The organism is Saccharopolyspora halophila (assembly GCF_039531955.1).
GTDB classification, from domain to species: domain Bacteria; phylum Actinomycetota; class Actinomycetes; order Mycobacteriales; family Pseudonocardiaceae; genus Saccharopolyspora; species Saccharopolyspora halophila.
Genome location: NZ_BAAARA010000001.1, coordinates 529,692 through 545,308, shown reverse-complemented (window position 1 = coordinate 545,308; position 15,617 = coordinate 529,692). Strand labels below are relative to the sequence as shown.

Here is a 15,617-nt window from a genome sequence, read left to right as displayed (position 1 = left end):
CGGTGTTCGCCCCGGAAGTAGCCGAGAGGTCTACGCTCTCCCCAGCCACGCCGCGTACGGTGGAACTATGACCAATATGCCGTTCGGGTTCAGCTCGCAGGACCCCGACGACCCTGACAAGGGCGACTCGTCGCAAGGCCGCTCTGAGGGCGGTTCCGGTTCCAACCCGAATGATCCGTTCGGGTTCACCGGTATGCCCGGTCCGGGCGGCATGCCCAACTTCGACATCGGCCAGCTCGGTCAGATGCTGACGCAGCTCGGCCAGGCCATGAGCAGCTCCGGCGGCACCCAGCAGGGGCCGGTCAACTACGACCTGGCCAAGCAGCTCGCGGTGCAGCAGCTGCACAACAACAGCCGCACCGAGCGGCCCAGCCAGGAGCAGGTCAAGAGCATCGAGGACGCGGTGCGGCTGGCGGAGCTGTGGCTCGACGCGGCCACCGCGCTGCCCGCTGGGGTGCGCTCGGTGCAGACCTGGTCCTCGGTCGACTGGGTGGAGAAGACCCTGCCGGTGTGGCAGCGGCTGTGCGACCCGGTCGCGCAGCGGATGTCCTCGGCCTGGCTGGAGGCGCTGCCGGACGAGGCCAAGCAGGCCGCTGGTCCGCTGCTGTCCATGCTCGGCCAGATGGGCGGGATGACCTTCGGTTCGCAGCTGGGTCAGGGGCTGGCGCAGCTCGGCGGGGACGTGCTGACCTCCACCGAGGTCGGTCTGCCGCTGGGGCCGGAGGGCACCGCGGCGCTGCTGCCGGCCAACATCGAGAAGTTCACCGAGGGCATGGACCGGCCGACCAGCGAGGCCACCCTGTTCCTGGCCGCCCGCGAGGCCGCGCACCACCGGTTGTTCCGCCACGTGCCGTGGCTGGCGCAGCGTCTGCTGGCGACCGTGGAGGAGTACGCCCAGGGCATCAGCATCGACACCTCGGCGCTGGAGGACATGGCGAGCAAGATCGACCCGTCCAACCCGAGTTCGATGCAGGAGCTGATGAACTCCGGGATGCTCGAACCGCAGACCACCCCGGAGCAGGAGGCCGCGCTCAAGCGTCTGGAGACGCTGCTGGCCCTGGTCGAGGGATGGGTGGACGTCGTGGTCGCCGACGCGCTGACCGACCGGGTGCCGGGCACCGAGGCGCTGGCCGAGATGATCCGGCGGCGCCGGGCCAGCGGCGGACCCGCCGAGCAGACCTTCGCCACCCTGATCGGGCTGGAGCTGCGGCCGCGCCGGATGCGCGATGCCGCGAACCTCTGGCGACTGATGGGCGAGCGGCACGGCACGGACAGCCGGGACCGGGTGTGGGATCACCCCGACCTGCTGCCGGACGCCTCCGACCTGGACGAACCGCTGGACTTCGCCGACCGCTGGGGCACGGATTCGGCCGATCTGGACGACCCGATCGCCGCGATCCGCCGCGCCGAGGAGGCCGAGGCCGCCAGGGGCGAGCAGGGCTCCGACCAGCAGGAATCCGGCGAAGAGGACTCCGGCAACGGCGACGCCGAGTCCAAGTAACCGCGCAGCGAAAGAGCCGGGGCGTCCGCGGGGCGCCCCGGCTCTTTCGTTCTCACCGCGCCGCGACCGGCGCGGTGATCAGTCGCCCTCGGCCTCGTCGGTGTCGTCGTCGGCGTGCGTGTCGATGCCCAGCTGGGCAGCCGCCGACAAGCCCTCCAGGTAGCCGATCGCGCGCTCGGTCTTGGCGTAGCGGCGCACCCAGGCCCAGAAGTCCTCGCCGTGGCCGGGCGCGAGCAGGTGCGCGAGCTCGTGCACGAGCACGTAATCGAGCACCCAACCGGGTACATCTTTCAGGCGCGAACTCACCCGGATAGTTCCCTCGCTCGGGGTGCACGAGGCCCAGCGCGTCCGCATCGGCGGAACCCACCGGATCGACTTCGGTTTCGCCCGTCCGTCGAGGTACTTGGCGGACAGCTCCCGGCAGCGCTCGGACAGCGCCGAGTCCGACTCGCGCGCCGGCGAACGACGGCGCGTCTCACTGCGCTGCAGACGGCTCAGCATGTCCGCCACCCAGCGCTTTTCCTCGGTGCGGCTCATCCGTGCCGGGAGCAGCACCACGACCTTCTCGCCGTCGCGATAAGCGCTCACCGTCTGCCGGCGGCGCTTGCTGCGGCGGACCTCGACCTCAGGTTCAGCCACGGAAGTGGACCCTAGCGACCCACCACGACAAACGGTCCCTCCTGTGAGCTGCACCTCATCCGACAGCAGGCGCAAACGCCGAAGGATTACTCCATCGAGTCGAACATGCCCTGGCCTGAATGCATGCATTTGAATTGCGCCACCTGTACCGTTCGTCCAGCCCGCCCACAGGGCCCGGAGAGGATCCAGCATCGACGCTGGGTCATTACCAGAAGGAGGGGAGCCGTGGCCGAGACGTACAACGGCTACTGCGTCAAGTGCCGGGAGAAGCGCGACTTTTCCGGAGAGGTCTCGGAGACCAATGGGCGCCGGATGGCCAAGGGCACTTGCCCGGTCTGCGGCACCAAGATGACCCGCATCCTCGGCAAGGCATGACCGGGCACGGGTGGGCCGGTCACGGCCCACCCCGCCAGCCCCGGTGAGCGGCGCCGGCCGTCCCGGTCGGCGCTTCAGGGCCGCGCACCGCGCGAATGAACCACCGCGACCGTGATTCGCATTTCACCCGCTCCTCGATGGAAACGATTCGCGGCCTCCAACGATCGCAACCACCGGCTCGGAACCTCTAGTATGTGACCAGGTTTCTCGATTTCGAATGCCGGTTCGCCCGCTTTCGGCGTCGAGGGAGTTTTCCTGCGCGCACCTAGGAGAATTCGTGGCCGACATTCCCCGCCGAGCAGCCCATCGAACCGCCAAGCTGGCCGGCCTGCCGCTGGGCGCCGCCGGACGGCTCGCCGCGGGCTGGGGAAAGCGCCTGACCGGCCAGGACGCCACGTCGGTCAACTCGTCGATCTCGATTCGAACGGCTGAGCAGCTGTTCGCGGTCCTCGGCGAGCTCAAGGGCGGGGCGATGAAGTTCGGGCAGGCGCTGAGCGTGTTCGAGGCGGCCGTCCCGGAGGAGATGTCCGGGCCGTACCGCGAGGCGCTGACCAAGCTGCAATCGGCGGCCCCGCCGATGTCGGCCGAGAGCGTGCACCGGGTGCTCGACGAGCAGCTCGGCACCGGGTGGCGCGATCGCTTCCGCGAGTTCGACGAGACCCCGACCGCCTCGGCCAGCATCGGGCAGGTGCACCGCGCGGTGTGGCACGACGGCCGCGAGGTCGCGGTCAAGGTGCAGTACCCCGGCGCGGACGAGGCGCTGCGCTCGGACCTGCGCCAGCTGATGCGGTTCTCCCGGCTGTTCCAGTCGCTGGCCCCCGGCGCGGAGATCAAACCCCTCCTGACCGAGCTGCAGGACCGGATGGTCGAGGAGCTGGACTACCGGATCGAGGCGGACAACCAGCGCGCGTTCGCCAAGGAGTTCAGCGGGGACCCGGAGGTCGTGGTGCCCAAGGTGGTGGCGAGCTCGCCGAAGGTGGCCGTCACCGAGTGGATCACCGGGACGCCGTTCTCGAAGATCATCGCCGAGGGCTCGCGGGAGCAGCGCGACCTGGCCGGACGGCTGCTGGCGGAGTTCACCTACTCCACCCCGTCGCGGATCGGGATGCTGCACGCCGACCCGCACCCGGGCAACTTCATGCTGCTGCCGTGCGGGCGGCTGGGCGTGATCGACTTCGGCGCGGTCTCCCGGCTGCCCGGAGGCATGCCGGAGACCTTCGGCACGATGATCCGGCTGGCGCTCGACGACCGCCCGGAGGAGCTGCTGGAGCTGATGCGCGCCGAGCGCTTCATCCGGCCGGAGCAGAACGTGCAGGCCGAGGACGTGCTGGCCTACCTCGCCCCGTTCGTCGACCCGGCGCGCACCGAGCGCTTCCACTTCACCCGCGCCTGGCTGCAGCACCAGGCGGAGCGGGTCAGCGATCTGCGCAGCCCGGACTTCCACACCAGCCGCTCGCTGAACCTGCCGCCGGACTACCTGCTGATCCACCGGGTGACGATGGGCGCCATCGGCATCCTCTGCCAGCTCGACGCCGAGCTCGACGCCCGGGAGATCATCACGACCTACCAGCCGGGCTTCCGGGACCAGCGCCCCACTGCCTGAGCGGCGCGGGCGGGACCGCTACCTGGGCTTGGTGGCGACGTGGACCGTGTTGGCCGACAGGTAGTAGAGGTCCTCGCGAGTCCCCGCGTAGTGCTCGTTGCTCGGGTCGAGCAACGCGTCCAGCGTGGCGAGGTCTTCCGCCGAGACGCGCTCGTCGGCGTGCCTGCGGAACAGCTCCAGGCGCCGCAGCACCGCGGTGTGCCCGGCTTCGTCGAGCGGGGCGGGGCGGTCGACGAGGTAGCTCCACGACCGGGCGTCGGCGAGTCCGGCTTCGGCGAGCGCCCGGTTCCATCCCATCGGCAGCCGGACGCAGCCTTCCATGTCCGAGCGCATCTGCTGGAACGACTCCTCGCGCGCCGCGATCAGGCGGGCTTCCAGCCCGGGCTCGCCGATGCCGATGTCGGCGGGCAGGACCTTGGTCTGCAGGCCGAACTCGACGATCGCGAGCCGTCCGCCGGGGCGGACGAGGTCGGCCAGGCGGCGCAGACCGGCGAGCTGGTCCGGCAGGTGGTGAACCACGAACGCCGCGTAGACCAGGTCGGCCCGCGAGGTGGCACCCGCCTTGGTGATCTCCCCGGCGAGGGCGTCGTCGGCGGCGTCGGCGCGGACGGTGTGCACCGCGATGTCGGCACCGGTCTCGCCCGCCGCCTCGGCCGCGCGCTCCCCCGCGGCGGCCAGCAGCTGCTCGGCGGTGTCGACGATGGTCAGCTCGGCGTCGGCGCCGCTGAGCGCGGCGGCGAAGGCCGCGGCGGTGCCACCGGCCCCGGCGCCGATCTCGATGACCGTGCGATCACCGGGGTTGAGCAGCTTGTCGACGAGCTCCTCGATCTCGGGGGCGTTGAACTCGTCGGCCGCGCGGAGCCGCTGCAGGTGCTCGTCCCAGTCGATGTTGTCGTGCGAGTGCGAATGTCCAGCCACGAGCGATGAGCGTAGACCGCGGCGCGGACCGGACGCACATCGATTTGCCCTTCCGGCAAACCGGTCCGGTCTCCCGCGCGGCCGGTCGCGACCGCGCGGGAGACCGATCGTTCAGCGGCGTTCGGCCGCTTCGGCCCGCTCGGTGGCGTAGCGGGCCAGCGATCTCCACCAGCGTCCGGCGGAGTGCCTGCGGGCCTCGCGTTGTCGCTGCGCCTCGGCCCGCAGCTCTTCGTGACGTATCCGGGACAGTTCTTCGGGCAACAAGGCGTGTGCCTCCGCGCTGTTGGGAACGATCGTGGTCTCGGCGTGTTGCCGACTCAAGGCGTGGGCGTAGGACATCTCGGCCCTGACTTTCCGACCTCCCGCAGCGGGAAGGTCAACTCGTTGGTGCGGTTACGCCGCCCGGCCCCGCTCGGCCGGGCGGGAGTCCTCGGGACGCGGGTGCTTGCGCGGACGGCCGCGGCCGCGCTTGCGCGCCACCACGCGGCCGTGCTCGAAGATCTCTCCTCCCCAGACCCCCCAGGGTTCGCTGCGCGCCAGCGCACCGGCCAGGCACTGATCCTTGAGCGGGCAGTCGGCGCACAGGGTCTTCGCCCGCTCCAGGTCGGCGGGCCTGTCGGCGAACCACAGGTCCGGGTCGCGCCTGCAGGGCAGTTGGTCGTCCAGCTTCGCGGACGTCTCCAGCAACTCCGCGACGCTGTCGTCCTCGGGCTGCGAGTCCTCGGCCGAGTCGGCTATCGGCACACTCGCGGTGAACATACGACTTCCTCCAGTAGTCGGACTACGGCGATCTGCGCTTGTGGGGCAGCTGTGATCAGGAAAGACAAACAAAAAGGCCGCGGACCCCGAGTCGGGTCCGCGGCCTTGGTAAAAGCCTGTGCTCCTCCTAGATCAGCGGATCCAGGAAGGGCCAACGGACCGACTTGTGCGGGTCGCCCGCCGGAAAGACGTCGAGACGCGGGTGGACACGCACGTCACCACGGCTTTTGTCGGCGGGAGCGGGCACACGGATGCCCTGATACATCGAAACGACCCCGGCCATGAGGTGACTCGGGGTGTCGATGATCGAAATCGTCGTGTCCACTTCAGCCACCTCCTCGTCTGGGCTCGCGGGGTCGGTCGGCGCGGCTCTCGCCGCGCGCACCCAAGCAGGTTATGGGGCCCGCAGCAGATCGCGCAACGTATTTTTCGGGTATTCCCCCGAGTGCGCAGAAAACCTATGCGACCAGGGGTTTCGCTCTCAAGTCAGTTCTGCCTGCCGTTGATCAGGGTCAGCACGTCCTCGCCGAACTTCTGGATCTTCGCGGCGCCGACCCCGGAGATCTCCACCAGCGCGGGCACGTCGGTGGGCCGCTGCTCGGCGATCGCGGTCAGCGTCGCGTCGGTGAACACCACGTAGGCCGGGACCTTGAGCTGCCGGGCGCGTTCGCTGCGCCAGGCGCGCAGCGCGGACAGCAGGTCCTCGTCGAGATCGGACGGGCAGTCGCGGCAGCGGCCGAGCTTGATGTCCATCGTCCCGGCCAGCGCGGCCTCGCAGACCCGGCACTTCGGCTTCGCCTGCTGCTTGCTCGGCTTGATCTGCTGCTGCTCGCGCATCTTCGCCTTGGTCGGCAGCGCGGCCGGGTGCTCGTCGGGCACCAGGCTGTAGAGGAAGCGGCTGCGGCGCCGGAACCGCCGCCCGCCCGCGCGGGCCAGCGCCCACGACAGGTGCAGGTGCTCGCGGGCGCGGGTGACGCCCACGTAGAGCAGCCTGCGCTCCTCCTCGACCGCGGCGTCGGTGTCGGCGTGCTGGATCGGCAGCGTGCCCTCGACCAGCCCGGCCAGGAACACCGCGTCCCACTCCAGGCCCTTGGCGGCGTGCAGCGAGGCGAGGGTGACGCCCTCGACGGTCGGCGGGTGCTGCGACTCGGCGCGCGCGTCGAGCTCGGCGACGTAGCGCGCCAGGTCGGCGTCCGGTACCTGGCCGACGAGTTCCTCGGCGAGCTCGACCAGCGAGATCATCGATTCCCAGCGCTCCCGCGCGCTGCCGCCTGCGGGCGGTTCCTCGGTGAGGCCGACCTCGACGAGCAGTTCCCGGACCGCGCCCGGCAGGTCGTCGGCGGCGACGTCGCGGGCGATCGCGGTGCGCAACGTCGACATGGCCTTGCGGATCTCGGCGCGGGCGAAGAACCGCTCCCCGCCGCGCACCTGGTACGGGATCTCGGCCTCGGACAGCGCCTTCTCGTAGACCTCGGACTGGGCGTTGATCCGGAACAGGATCGCGATCTCGGACAGCGGCACGCCGCGCTTGGCCAGCTGCGCGATCTTGCGCGCGATCGCCTCGGCCTCCTCGGTCTCGTCGTCGTACTCGGCGAAGTCCGGTCGCGGCCCGTCCGGGCGCTGCCCGATCAGCTTGAGCCGGGTGCCCGCGGGCCGTTCGCGGGCAGCACCGATGACCTGGTTGGCCAGGTCCACCACCTGCGGCGTCGACCGGTAGTCGCGCTCCAGGCGGACCAAGGTCGCCTCCGGGTACCGGCGCGGGAAGCCGATCAGCCACTTCGGCGCGGCTCCGGCGAAGGAGTAGATGGTCTGGTTGGCGTCGCCGACCACGGTCAGGTCGTCGCGGTTGCCGACCCAGGCGTCGAGCACGCGCTGCTGCAGCGGGTTGACGTCCTGGTACTCGTCGACGACGAACGAGCGGTACTGGCTGCGGAACTCCTCGGCGAGTTCTTGCGAGTCCTCCAGGATCGCCGCGATGTGCAGCAGCAGATCGTCGAAGTCGAGCAGCTGCGCGCGGGATTTGACCTGCTCGTAGGCGGCGAAGGCGCGGGCGAGCAGCGTCGGGGCGACCGGCGGCTCGCGCCCCGCGGCGTCGGCGGCCGACGGGTACTGCTCGGGGCTGATCATCGAGGACTTGGCCCACTCGATCTCGCTCGCGACGTCGCGCACGTCCTCCTTCTCGGTGGACATGCCGAGCTTGTTCACGGCGGTGACGACCAGCCGGAACTTGTTGTCGGTGAGCTGCCACATGGGCATGTCGTGCATCCGCGGCCAGAAGTAGCGCAGCTGCCGGAACGCGGCGGCGTGGAACGTCTGCGCCTGCACCCCGCCCGCGCCGAGACCGCGCAACCGGGTCCGCATCTCGCCGGCGGCGCGCGCGGTGAACGTCACGGCCAGCACCTGCTGAGGGGCGACGAGCCCGCGCTGCACGAGGTAGGCGATGCGGTGCGTGATGGTCCGCGTCTTACCGGTGCCCGCACCAGCCAGCACGCACACCGGCCCCCGCAGCGCCGCAACCGCCTCCCGCTGCTCCGGATCCAAACCTTCCAGGAGTCGCGGTAGTTCGGCCATGCCAGGCAGTCTCGCAGACCCACGCCCCCGACCGAACGATACCCACCGCCACGTGTCGCCCAGCGCACCGCGACTCGCGCCGCTGATCGAGAATTTTGACGCCCTCGACCTGGTGGGTGACAGTTTTAGGCAAAACTGTCACCGCTGCGCGGTCTCACGGTTTCCAGGTGGCCCAGCCCTTGATCATCCGGTAGGCGATGGACACGCTCGGCGGCAGGCGAACGCCGTCGACCGCTTCGCCGTCGGCGTCCAGGGCCGCGAGGATGGTGTCGCGGTGGACCCAGCGGGCCTCCTCGATCTCGCCGTCGGCCGGGATCAGCGGCTGATCGCGGCTGGCGGTGGCCGTGAAGCCGAGCATCAGCGAACGCGGGAACGGCCAGGGCTGGCTGCCGAGGTAGCGGATCTCCGAGCAGTCGACCCCGACCTCTTCGGCGACCTCGCGTGCCACGCAGGCCTCCAACGACTCGCCGACCTCGACGAATCCGGCCAGCACCGAGAAGCGGTGCGGGGGCCAGATCGGCTGGCGGGCGAGCAGCACGTGGTCGGCGCCGTCGTGAACCAGGCAGATCACCGCGGGGTCGGTGCGCGGGTATTCCTCCCGCTCGCAGCCGGTGCACCGGCGAGCCCAGCCGACGCGGACCCGAGTGGTCCCGGCACCGCAGACCGCGCAGTAGCGGGCGTTGTCGTGCCAGCTGAGCAGCCCGACCGCGGTGGTGAACAGCCCCGCGTCGGTGTCGTTGAGCTGGCCACCGCCGCGACGCAGGTCGAGCCAGCCCTCGGCTTCGCCGTCGTGGTCGGTGCGCAACGCCCAGTAGCTGACGTCGTCCTCCACGCCGAGCAGCACGGAGGTCGGCGCGGGAGCGTCGCCGAAATCGGCGGCGGGCTGCATCGCCAGCCTGCCGTTCGCGTGGATCGGGGTCCGGCCCTTGCTGTCGACCAGCACCACGCGGCCGGCCTTCCACAACCGGGTACCGCCGTCCAGCGAGTCCCGCAGCTCCTCCCGGCGATCCACCGTGGACCTCGAGAGCAGCGGCGGGCTGTCCAGCTGGAAACCGGTACCGGCGAGCGCTTCGCGCGTCATGCCCTGGCTTCCGTCCGGTAAAGCGCTCATTCCGTCCGCACACCGCCGAGCATGCGCATCTGTTCGGCGAGCTCGTCGGCGTCACCGACGACCACCCCGGTGAACGAGGTCGGCGCGAACAGCTTGGAGGCCTCGACGACCTGCTCGACGGTGACCTCGGCCAGCCTGCCCGGGTGGGCGGTCAGCCAGTCCTGGCCGAGCCCCGCCGAGGCGAGCCCGACCAGCGTGGAGGCCAGGCCGGACTGCGAGGAGGTGGAGGTCAGCAGCCCGCCGATGGCGTACTGGCGGGCGGACTCGACCTCGCTCTCGGTCGGCGGCACCACGGCCATCCGGGAGAGCTCGTAGCGGGTCTCCAGCAGGGCGGCCGCGGTGACCTCGCTGGCGGTGTCCGCGTCGACCAGCAGGGTGCCGTTGCCCTTGGTGAACTCGAACGAGGAGTGCGCACCGTAGGTGTAGCCCTTGTCCTCGCGGATGTTCTCCATCAACCGGGAGGAGAAGTAGCCGCCGAAGCACAGGTTGGCGATCTGCAGCGCGGGGTACTGCGGGTCGGTGCGCGGCACCGCCTGCGCGGACAGCCGCATCTGCGACTGCACGGCACCGGGCCGGTGCACCAGCCGCACGTCACCACCGGTGACCTCCGGCAGCTGCGGCAGCTCGTTGGCGGAGCCCTCGGACTTCCAGCCGCCCAGCGCGCGCTGCACGTCGGCCACGGCCTGCTCGGGATCGATGTCGCCGACCAGCACCAGCACCGAACCGCGCGGCAGCACGGCGGCGCGGTGCAGCTCGCGGACCTGCTCGGCGGTGACCTCGGCGACGTCCTCGGCCTGCGGGACCTCGTGGACGAACGGGTGGTCGCCGTAGCGGTGGCGCTGCAGCTCCTCGCGCGCGATCACGCGCGGCTGCGAGCGCGCGACGCTGATCCGCTCCACGAGGCGGGCGCGCTCGCCCTCGATCTCCTCGTCGCGGTAGACCGCGCCGGTCAGCGCGTCGGAGAGCACGTCGAGAACCGTGTCCAGGCCGCTGGCCAGCGCGTCGCCCGCGATGCTCAGGCGCTCGGGGTCGACCACGGCGTGCATGTCGGCGCCGACCTTGGCCAGGTCGACGTCCATCTGCACCCGGTCGCGCTTGGCGGTGCCGGTGAGCAGCGTCTCGGCCAGCATCTCGGCCTGGGCCGGGTGCTGCGGCGAGTCCCCGGCGAACGGGATGCGCAGCCGGAGCTCCACCATCGGCACCACGCCGTGCCGGGCCGCGATCACGCGCAGCCCGTTGTCCAGCACGGTGTCCACGGTCTCCGGCGGGCGTCCGGTGCGTCGCTCAGCCAGTTCGGGCAGCGCCCGGGGGCCGAGCTCGGTGCGGCCGATCTCCTCGGCGCTGCGGTGCGTAGCGCGGGTCATTCCGCACCTCCGTTCTCGGGTTCGATCTCCAGCACGGCGCGGGCGTCGGCGCGCATCGCCTTGGCCGCCGCGGAGACGTCGGCCGCGCGGATCCGGCCGATGCGGTCGGGCAGCTCGGAGACCATCTCGGCACGGCCGTGCAGCAGCTCCGCGCTGCCCAGGTCCAGCGTCCGGGAGACCACGCGGTCGTGCTCGCGGTGCAGGCTGGCGGCCCAGCGGGCGGTGACCCGCTGCAGTTCGTCCTCGCTCGGGCCGTCGGAGGCGAGCTTGTCGAGCTCCTCGTCGATGGCGCCGATCACCCGGTCCACCCCGACGTCGGGGGTGTGGATCGCGGTGAAGGTGAAGGTGTCCGGGTCGCGCGCGTCCAGCGGCGCGCCCATCAGGCCCGCGCCCGCGTGCACGTCGACGACCAGGTTCTCCTGGTGCACCATCCGCTGCTGCAGCCGGGAGGCGTCGCCGTCGGACAGCAGCGCGGCCAGCACCACGTTGGCGAGGTAGGAGTCGATCTCGCCGACCGGGTCGGGCAGCCGGTAGCCGAGGGCCACGGCGGGCAGCGGCGCGTGCGGGTCGGTCTGCTTGCCGCGCTGCTCGCTGGTGGGCAGCGGCTCGCCGAAGGACGGGCGCTGCGGGACCGCGCGGGCGGGCACGTCGCCGAAGTGCTTCTCGACGAGCTCGATGGTGCGGTCCACGTCGAGGTCGCCCGCGACGGTCAGCACCGCGTTGCCCGGGGAGTAGAAGGTGTCGAAGAAGGCGGCGCAGTCGTCGACGGTCGCCTTCTCGAGGTCGGTGAAGTCGCCGTAGCCGTTGTGCGCGTTGGCGAAGGTCGAGTACAGCACCGGCGGCAGCAGGATCCAGGGGAAACCGCCGTAGGGGCGGTTGAGGACGTTGAGCCGGATCTCCTCCTTGACCACGTCCACCTGGTTGGCCAGGTTCTCCTCGGTGAGCTTCGGCGCGCGCATCCGGTCGGCCTCCAGGAACAGCGCGCGTTCCAGGGCCGCGGAGGGCAGCAGCTGGTAGTAGTCGGTGTAGTCCTGGTGCGTCGAACCGTTGAACACACCACCCGAGCCCTGCACGTGCCGGAAGTGCGCGAGCTTCTCGAGGCTCTCGCTGCCCTGGAACATCAGGTGCTCGAAGAGATGCGCGAAGCCGGTGCGCCCCTGGGGCTCGGAGCGGAATCCAACGTCGTAGTGCACGCTGACACCGATCACGGGGGCCTGCCCGGCTGAGGCCTGGCCCGCTGCGGAGTCCGGTGCCAACACCACGCGCAGCCCATTGGGCAAGGTAACGCGATGCAGCTGTGGTTCGACCATGCCCGCAGCCTACGTCCGAGCCCAGGCTTCGTGTGGAGCCCCTTCCACACGAATCGGCGTGTCGTGATCATTCCGGCACCCCGGGGCAACCCGTCGGACCTGCGAACTCCTCCGCTCGTGCGGGTTCGCGGGCCGTTCGTGGGCAAAACCGCCACGGTCGATCACCGGAGGCTGTTGATCAATCCGTCGATCTCGCCGCCGATCAGCCGGGCGTCGGCGGGCAGCAGGGCGTAGACGGGCTCACCGGTGCTGCCGCGCTCGACCTTGTTGACGTAGCGGCCGTCGGGTTCGGCGTTGTCGAACCAGGAGATGGTCTGCGTGCGGTTGCGCCGGTTGTACTGGTCGCGCCGGTTGGCGGCGAGCTGCCCGAGGCGCACGTGCGGCGCGTTGCCGAGCTGCTCGAGCAGGGCGACCTGGCGATCACCGCTGCTGCCGCGACGGGGCGTGGCCGACTGCATCATGTTGCTCGGGTCGTAGTCCTCGGCCTGTTCCCGGTTCAGCGAGCTGTGCGGGACGCGCACGATGCCCGCGGTACCGGGTTTGGCGGGCGGCAGCGTCCCGAGCACGACCGACGGCAGCGGAACGTTCTGGTACACCTCGACGGTGAGCAGCCCGCCGCGCTGGGGGTCTTCGCCGGGCGCCTGCACGCCGAGCACGACGCGGTTCTCGTCGGTGAACGCCGCCAGGGCACGCCAGCAGTGGTCGGTGCCGGGCTGCGGGAACCACAGCGAGTCCACCCAGAAGTACGGCGTGGCGAGCACTTTCAGCGCCTCGACGAGCGGCGGCGCGATCTCGTCGTCGACGACGACGCCGGCGGCTTCCATCGCCGGGTACTCGGCCCGGCCGATGTTGCTGAACTCCTCGGCGGTGCGCCCGAAGGACCGGGTGCTGATCGGCATCGTGAGCCGTTCGATCTCGAGGTACTTGCAGACGATGTCCAGGTGCACCGGCGCCAGCTGCCACCGACCCAACACGCTCACGTGATGTACTCCCCAGTCGAGCGAATTCGAATTCCCGGGAAAACGGGAGGGGATTCAGCGGTGGCGCCCGGTTTCCTCCAGGGCGCCACCGCAATCCGCAGGATCTACTCGCCCAGCACCGGCGGCGCGGTCTTGGGCATGTCGTTCATCCACACGTCGTCCTGCTCCTCGAGCCAGGACGGGCGCTCGTGCTCTTCCTCGTCGCCGCCTTGCCCCTGGCCACGACCGGCCCCGGGACCCATCATGCCGCGACCACCGGCACCACCGCGCCCGGCTGCTCCCGCTCCGGCGCCGGCACCACCGGCACCCGACCCGAGCCCACCGGCACTGGCCCGGCCGCCGGCACCCATCCCGGCACCGCGCGCCCCACCGGCACCACCGGCTCCGAGCCCGCGCGCACCACCGGCTCCGGCTCCGCGACCGGCTCCGGCCGCACCACCGGCCCCGAGTCCACCGGCCACACCGACTCCACCGCCCGCACCGGGCGCTCCGGCTCCGGTCCCGGCACCGGCACCGGGCACACCGGCACCAGCACCCGCCGGATTGGACGCCCAAGCGCTGTCGGTCTGCGACGGCGACGGCGAACCACCGGGAATCCCACTTCCGGGAACCCCGGAGCCGACGTTGCCGATGCCCTGCGCGGTCCCACCGGACCCGACTCCCGCCCCGGAACCGGTCCCGGCCCCGGAAGGCATGCCCGAGCCCCAGTTGGTGCCGTCCTGCGGCGGAACCGCGGGCGGATGCGCGGTGTTGCCGTCCGGCTTGGTGTACTGCGGCATCTGCCCGTCGACCTGCGTCAGGGTCGGGCTGTAGACGCGACCCATCGTCCCCTGCGCGGCCTTCTCGGCCTCTTCCTGCTGCTCCATCTGGTTGACCGCGTCCATACCGGCCCCGGAGAGCCCGAACGGGATCGCGTTGGCAGCGGTCTGACCCCAGCTGAAGCCCTCCGGCTTGGGCACCATCTGCTTCGACTTGCCCGCGGCGTCACCAGCTGCGTTCAGGTTGTTACCGGTCGCCTCGAAAGCATCGGCGCTCTGCACCATCCACTCCGAAGCGGGCTTGCCGACCTCGGCCGCCTTGTCGGCGGCCTCGCCCTGCCAACCACCACGAACGATCTCGCCGAGATCCTTGGAGTAGTTCTGACCGCGCTCGCGCAGCTTTCCGGCCAGCTTTATCCACGCCTGGGCGACCTCTCCGACTCGGCCCTGGTCGATCGACTCCTGGTTCGTCTTGTAGATCTCGGAATGGCCGAAACCACCCCAGTTGACGCACTGGCTGATCGCCGGAGAGTCGTACTGGCCGACCTGCAACCCGCGGTTGTCCGCAGCCAACTGCGACTGCTGCTGCTGGGCAACCTGCTTGGCCTGGGCCAGCTGCTCCTTGCGCGCGGTGTCCGCCGTGCTGTCGTAGCCGAAGACTTCAGCACCGGAGTTGTAGATGTTTTCGAAGAGGCCCATAACTCCCCCAGAGTTACTTCGGCAGTCTAGAGGCGGTCTGGTTAGCGATCTTTTCGAGCTCACCGCACGGATCGGCGACGGAATCCCGCATCATTCCGTCAAGCATGTAGATCGCGACGCCACCACCCGCATCGACGAGGACAGTGCATGAGCCGACATCGGTAGCTCCGGTTTCCAACGCCACCGCTCCCTGGCGGCCAGCGATGGTCGTCTTGTGATAGCTGTCCCAGCTACCACTCGATTCGTACGAGTCGACGGTCTCTTCGGCATTCTTCTGCAGCGAGATGTCGAGCTTTTCGCCATCCCACTTGCAGCCGGGCTCGAAACTGACAGGCGAGAAGTCCTGACTCTGGGTGGAAACCCCGAACGAAGTGAGCTCATCAGATTCAAAAAAGGTGCACGGGTCAAAGCTCTCGATGGCCTTGGCCTGTGGCTCTGTGGTCGGCTCACCGGTCGTGGTGTCGCCCGCGCCACCGCCCGAGCACGCAGACAAGCCGAACAGCGCCACGCCGGCGGCCGCTGCGGTCAGCGCTCGAGAAACCGTCTTCACTGCATACCTCGCCTAATGTCGTCGGCGTGCTGTTCGTCAATCGCCCGGTAATCCTTGGCAGCGCCCCGGAATGCCTCCGCTTGCTTCTGAAGCTCTTCCTGCATGTCACGGATGAGCGTCAGCACCCCAGCATTGGAATCGCCCGCCTTGTCCTCGAATCGCTTCGCGAGCTGCTTTCCATCCGGGTAGTCACCCAAGCCTTGAACACGCGTAACCGCACGTGCTTCCCCGAGAAGGTCGCTTAAGGATCTGGCCTCCTCCTCGCAACGGCTCGCGGCCTTCTCGGCTACGTCCGGGTCGAGAGCAAGCTTGCCCGCGCTGACCTGCGAGTTCATCCACGCAGTCTGACCGCTGACGGCCTTCAAGCCCTCTTTCATCGCGGCGAAGCCGCCCTCTGCGCTTGTCATCTCAGACCCTCCGGCACCTGCGATCCCCCACCAGACGGGGTAACTCTAGCGTGGACGCAGGCCGTCGCGGAG

Annotated in this window: 16 protein-coding genes; 3 read left to right on the top strand and 13 right to left on the bottom strand. The window is 70.2% G+C overall.

Going from position 1 to position 15,617, the window contains the following annotated elements; all coding sequences use genetic code 11:
- Positions 1-67 precede the first annotated feature (67 nt).
- Positions 68-1,501 carry a zinc-dependent metalloprotease gene (locus ABD289_RS02650; RefSeq protein WP_344126051.1) on the top strand — a complete coding sequence of 478 codons (1,434 nt, stop codon included), beginning with the start codon at positions 68-70 and terminating at the stop codon, positions 1,499-1,501.
- Between the two features lie 78 nt (positions 1,502-1,579).
- Here ABD289_RS02650 and ABD289_RS02645 read toward each other — a convergent pair whose 3' ends face one another.
- Positions 1,580-2,140 (bottom strand): M48 metallopeptidase family protein, encoded by a 561-nt coding sequence (locus ABD289_RS02645; RefSeq protein WP_344126049.1) that lies wholly within the window; start codon positions 2,138-2,140, stop codon positions 1,580-1,582.
- A 225-nt stretch (positions 2,141-2,365) separates the two neighbouring features.
- Between ABD289_RS02645 and ABD289_RS02640 the strand changes: the two genes are divergently transcribed.
- Complete coding sequence (locus ABD289_RS02640) at positions 2,366-2,515, top strand: DUF5679 domain-containing protein (RefSeq protein ID WP_010693945.1); 150 nt, start codon at positions 2,366-2,368, stop codon at positions 2,513-2,515.
- A gap of 277 nt (positions 2,516-2,792) precedes the next feature.
- Positions 2,793-4,118 (top strand): ABC1 kinase family protein, encoded by a 1,326-nt coding sequence (locus ABD289_RS02635; RefSeq protein WP_344126047.1) that lies wholly within the window; start codon positions 2,793-2,795, stop codon positions 4,116-4,118.
- A gap of 18 nt (positions 4,119-4,136) precedes the next feature.
- On the opposite strand, the gene ABD289_RS02630 is transcribed toward ABD289_RS02635, so the two are convergent.
- The 12 genes from ABD289_RS02630 to ABD289_RS02575 all read right to left on the bottom strand — a co-directional run bounded on the left by ABD289_RS02630 (position 4,137) and on the right by ABD289_RS02575 (position 15,545).
- Complete coding sequence (locus ABD289_RS02630) at positions 4,137-5,036, bottom strand: class I SAM-dependent methyltransferase (RefSeq protein WP_344126045.1); 900 nt, start codon at positions 5,034-5,036, stop codon at positions 4,137-4,139.
- A 111-nt stretch (positions 5,037-5,147) separates the two neighbouring features.
- Entirely contained in the window at positions 5,148-5,357 is a 210-nt protein-coding gene (locus tag ABD289_RS02625) for a hypothetical protein (protein ID WP_344126043.1), read from the bottom strand.
- Between the two features lie 72 nt (positions 5,358-5,429).
- Positions 5,430-5,795, bottom strand: a complete 366-nt coding sequence (locus tag ABD289_RS02620; protein ID WP_344126041.1) for a WhiB family transcriptional regulator — start codon at positions 5,793-5,795, stop codon at positions 5,430-5,432.
- A 127-nt stretch (positions 5,796-5,922) separates the two neighbouring features.
- The gene (locus ABD289_RS02615; RefSeq protein ID WP_344126039.1) at positions 5,923-6,120 is read right to left on the bottom strand and encodes a hypothetical protein; all 198 of its coding nucleotides are present in this window, start codon (positions 6,118-6,120) and stop codon (positions 5,923-5,925) included.
- Positions 6,121-6,281: 161 nt separating this feature from the next.
- Positions 6,282-8,366 carry an ATP-dependent DNA helicase UvrD2 gene (locus ABD289_RS02610; RefSeq protein WP_344126037.1) on the bottom strand — a complete coding sequence of 695 codons (2,085 nt, stop codon included), beginning with the start codon at positions 8,364-8,366 and terminating at the stop codon, positions 6,282-6,284.
- Positions 8,367-8,520: 154 nt separating this feature from the next.
- Positions 8,521-9,447, bottom strand: a complete 927-nt coding sequence (nudC, locus tag ABD289_RS02605; protein ID WP_344126035.1) for an NAD(+) diphosphatase — start codon at positions 9,445-9,447, stop codon at positions 8,521-8,523.
- Between the two features lie 26 nt (positions 9,448-9,473).
- Entirely contained in the window at positions 9,474-10,841 is a 1,368-nt protein-coding gene (locus tag ABD289_RS02600) for a M16 family metallopeptidase (RefSeq protein WP_344126033.1), read from the bottom strand.
- Positions 10,838-12,151, bottom strand: a complete 1,314-nt coding sequence (locus ABD289_RS02595) for a M16 family metallopeptidase (protein ID WP_344126031.1) — start codon at positions 12,149-12,151, stop codon at positions 10,838-10,840. The genes ABD289_RS02600 and ABD289_RS02595 overlap by 4 nt, the downstream gene beginning before the upstream one ends.
- 161 nt (positions 12,152-12,312) lie before the next feature.
- Positions 12,313-13,131, bottom strand: coding sequence for an ESX secretion-associated protein EspG (locus ABD289_RS02590; protein ID WP_344126029.1), 819 nt, complete (start codon positions 13,129-13,131; stop codon positions 12,313-12,315).
- A 104-nt stretch (positions 13,132-13,235) separates the two neighbouring features.
- Entirely contained in the window at positions 13,236-14,588 is a 1,353-nt protein-coding gene (locus ABD289_RS02585) for a PPE domain-containing protein (protein ID WP_344126027.1), read from the bottom strand.
- 13 nt (positions 14,589-14,601) lie between these two features.
- Positions 14,602-15,138 (bottom strand): DUF3558 family protein, encoded by a 537-nt coding sequence (locus ABD289_RS02580; RefSeq protein WP_344126025.1) that lies wholly within the window; start codon positions 15,136-15,138, stop codon positions 14,602-14,604.
- Complete coding sequence (locus tag ABD289_RS02575) at positions 15,135-15,545, bottom strand: hypothetical protein (RefSeq protein WP_344126023.1); 411 nt, start codon at positions 15,543-15,545, stop codon at positions 15,135-15,137. Before ABD289_RS02575 ends, ABD289_RS02580 begins: the two co-directional genes overlap by 4 nt.
- Positions 15,546-15,617: the final 72 nt, after the last annotated feature.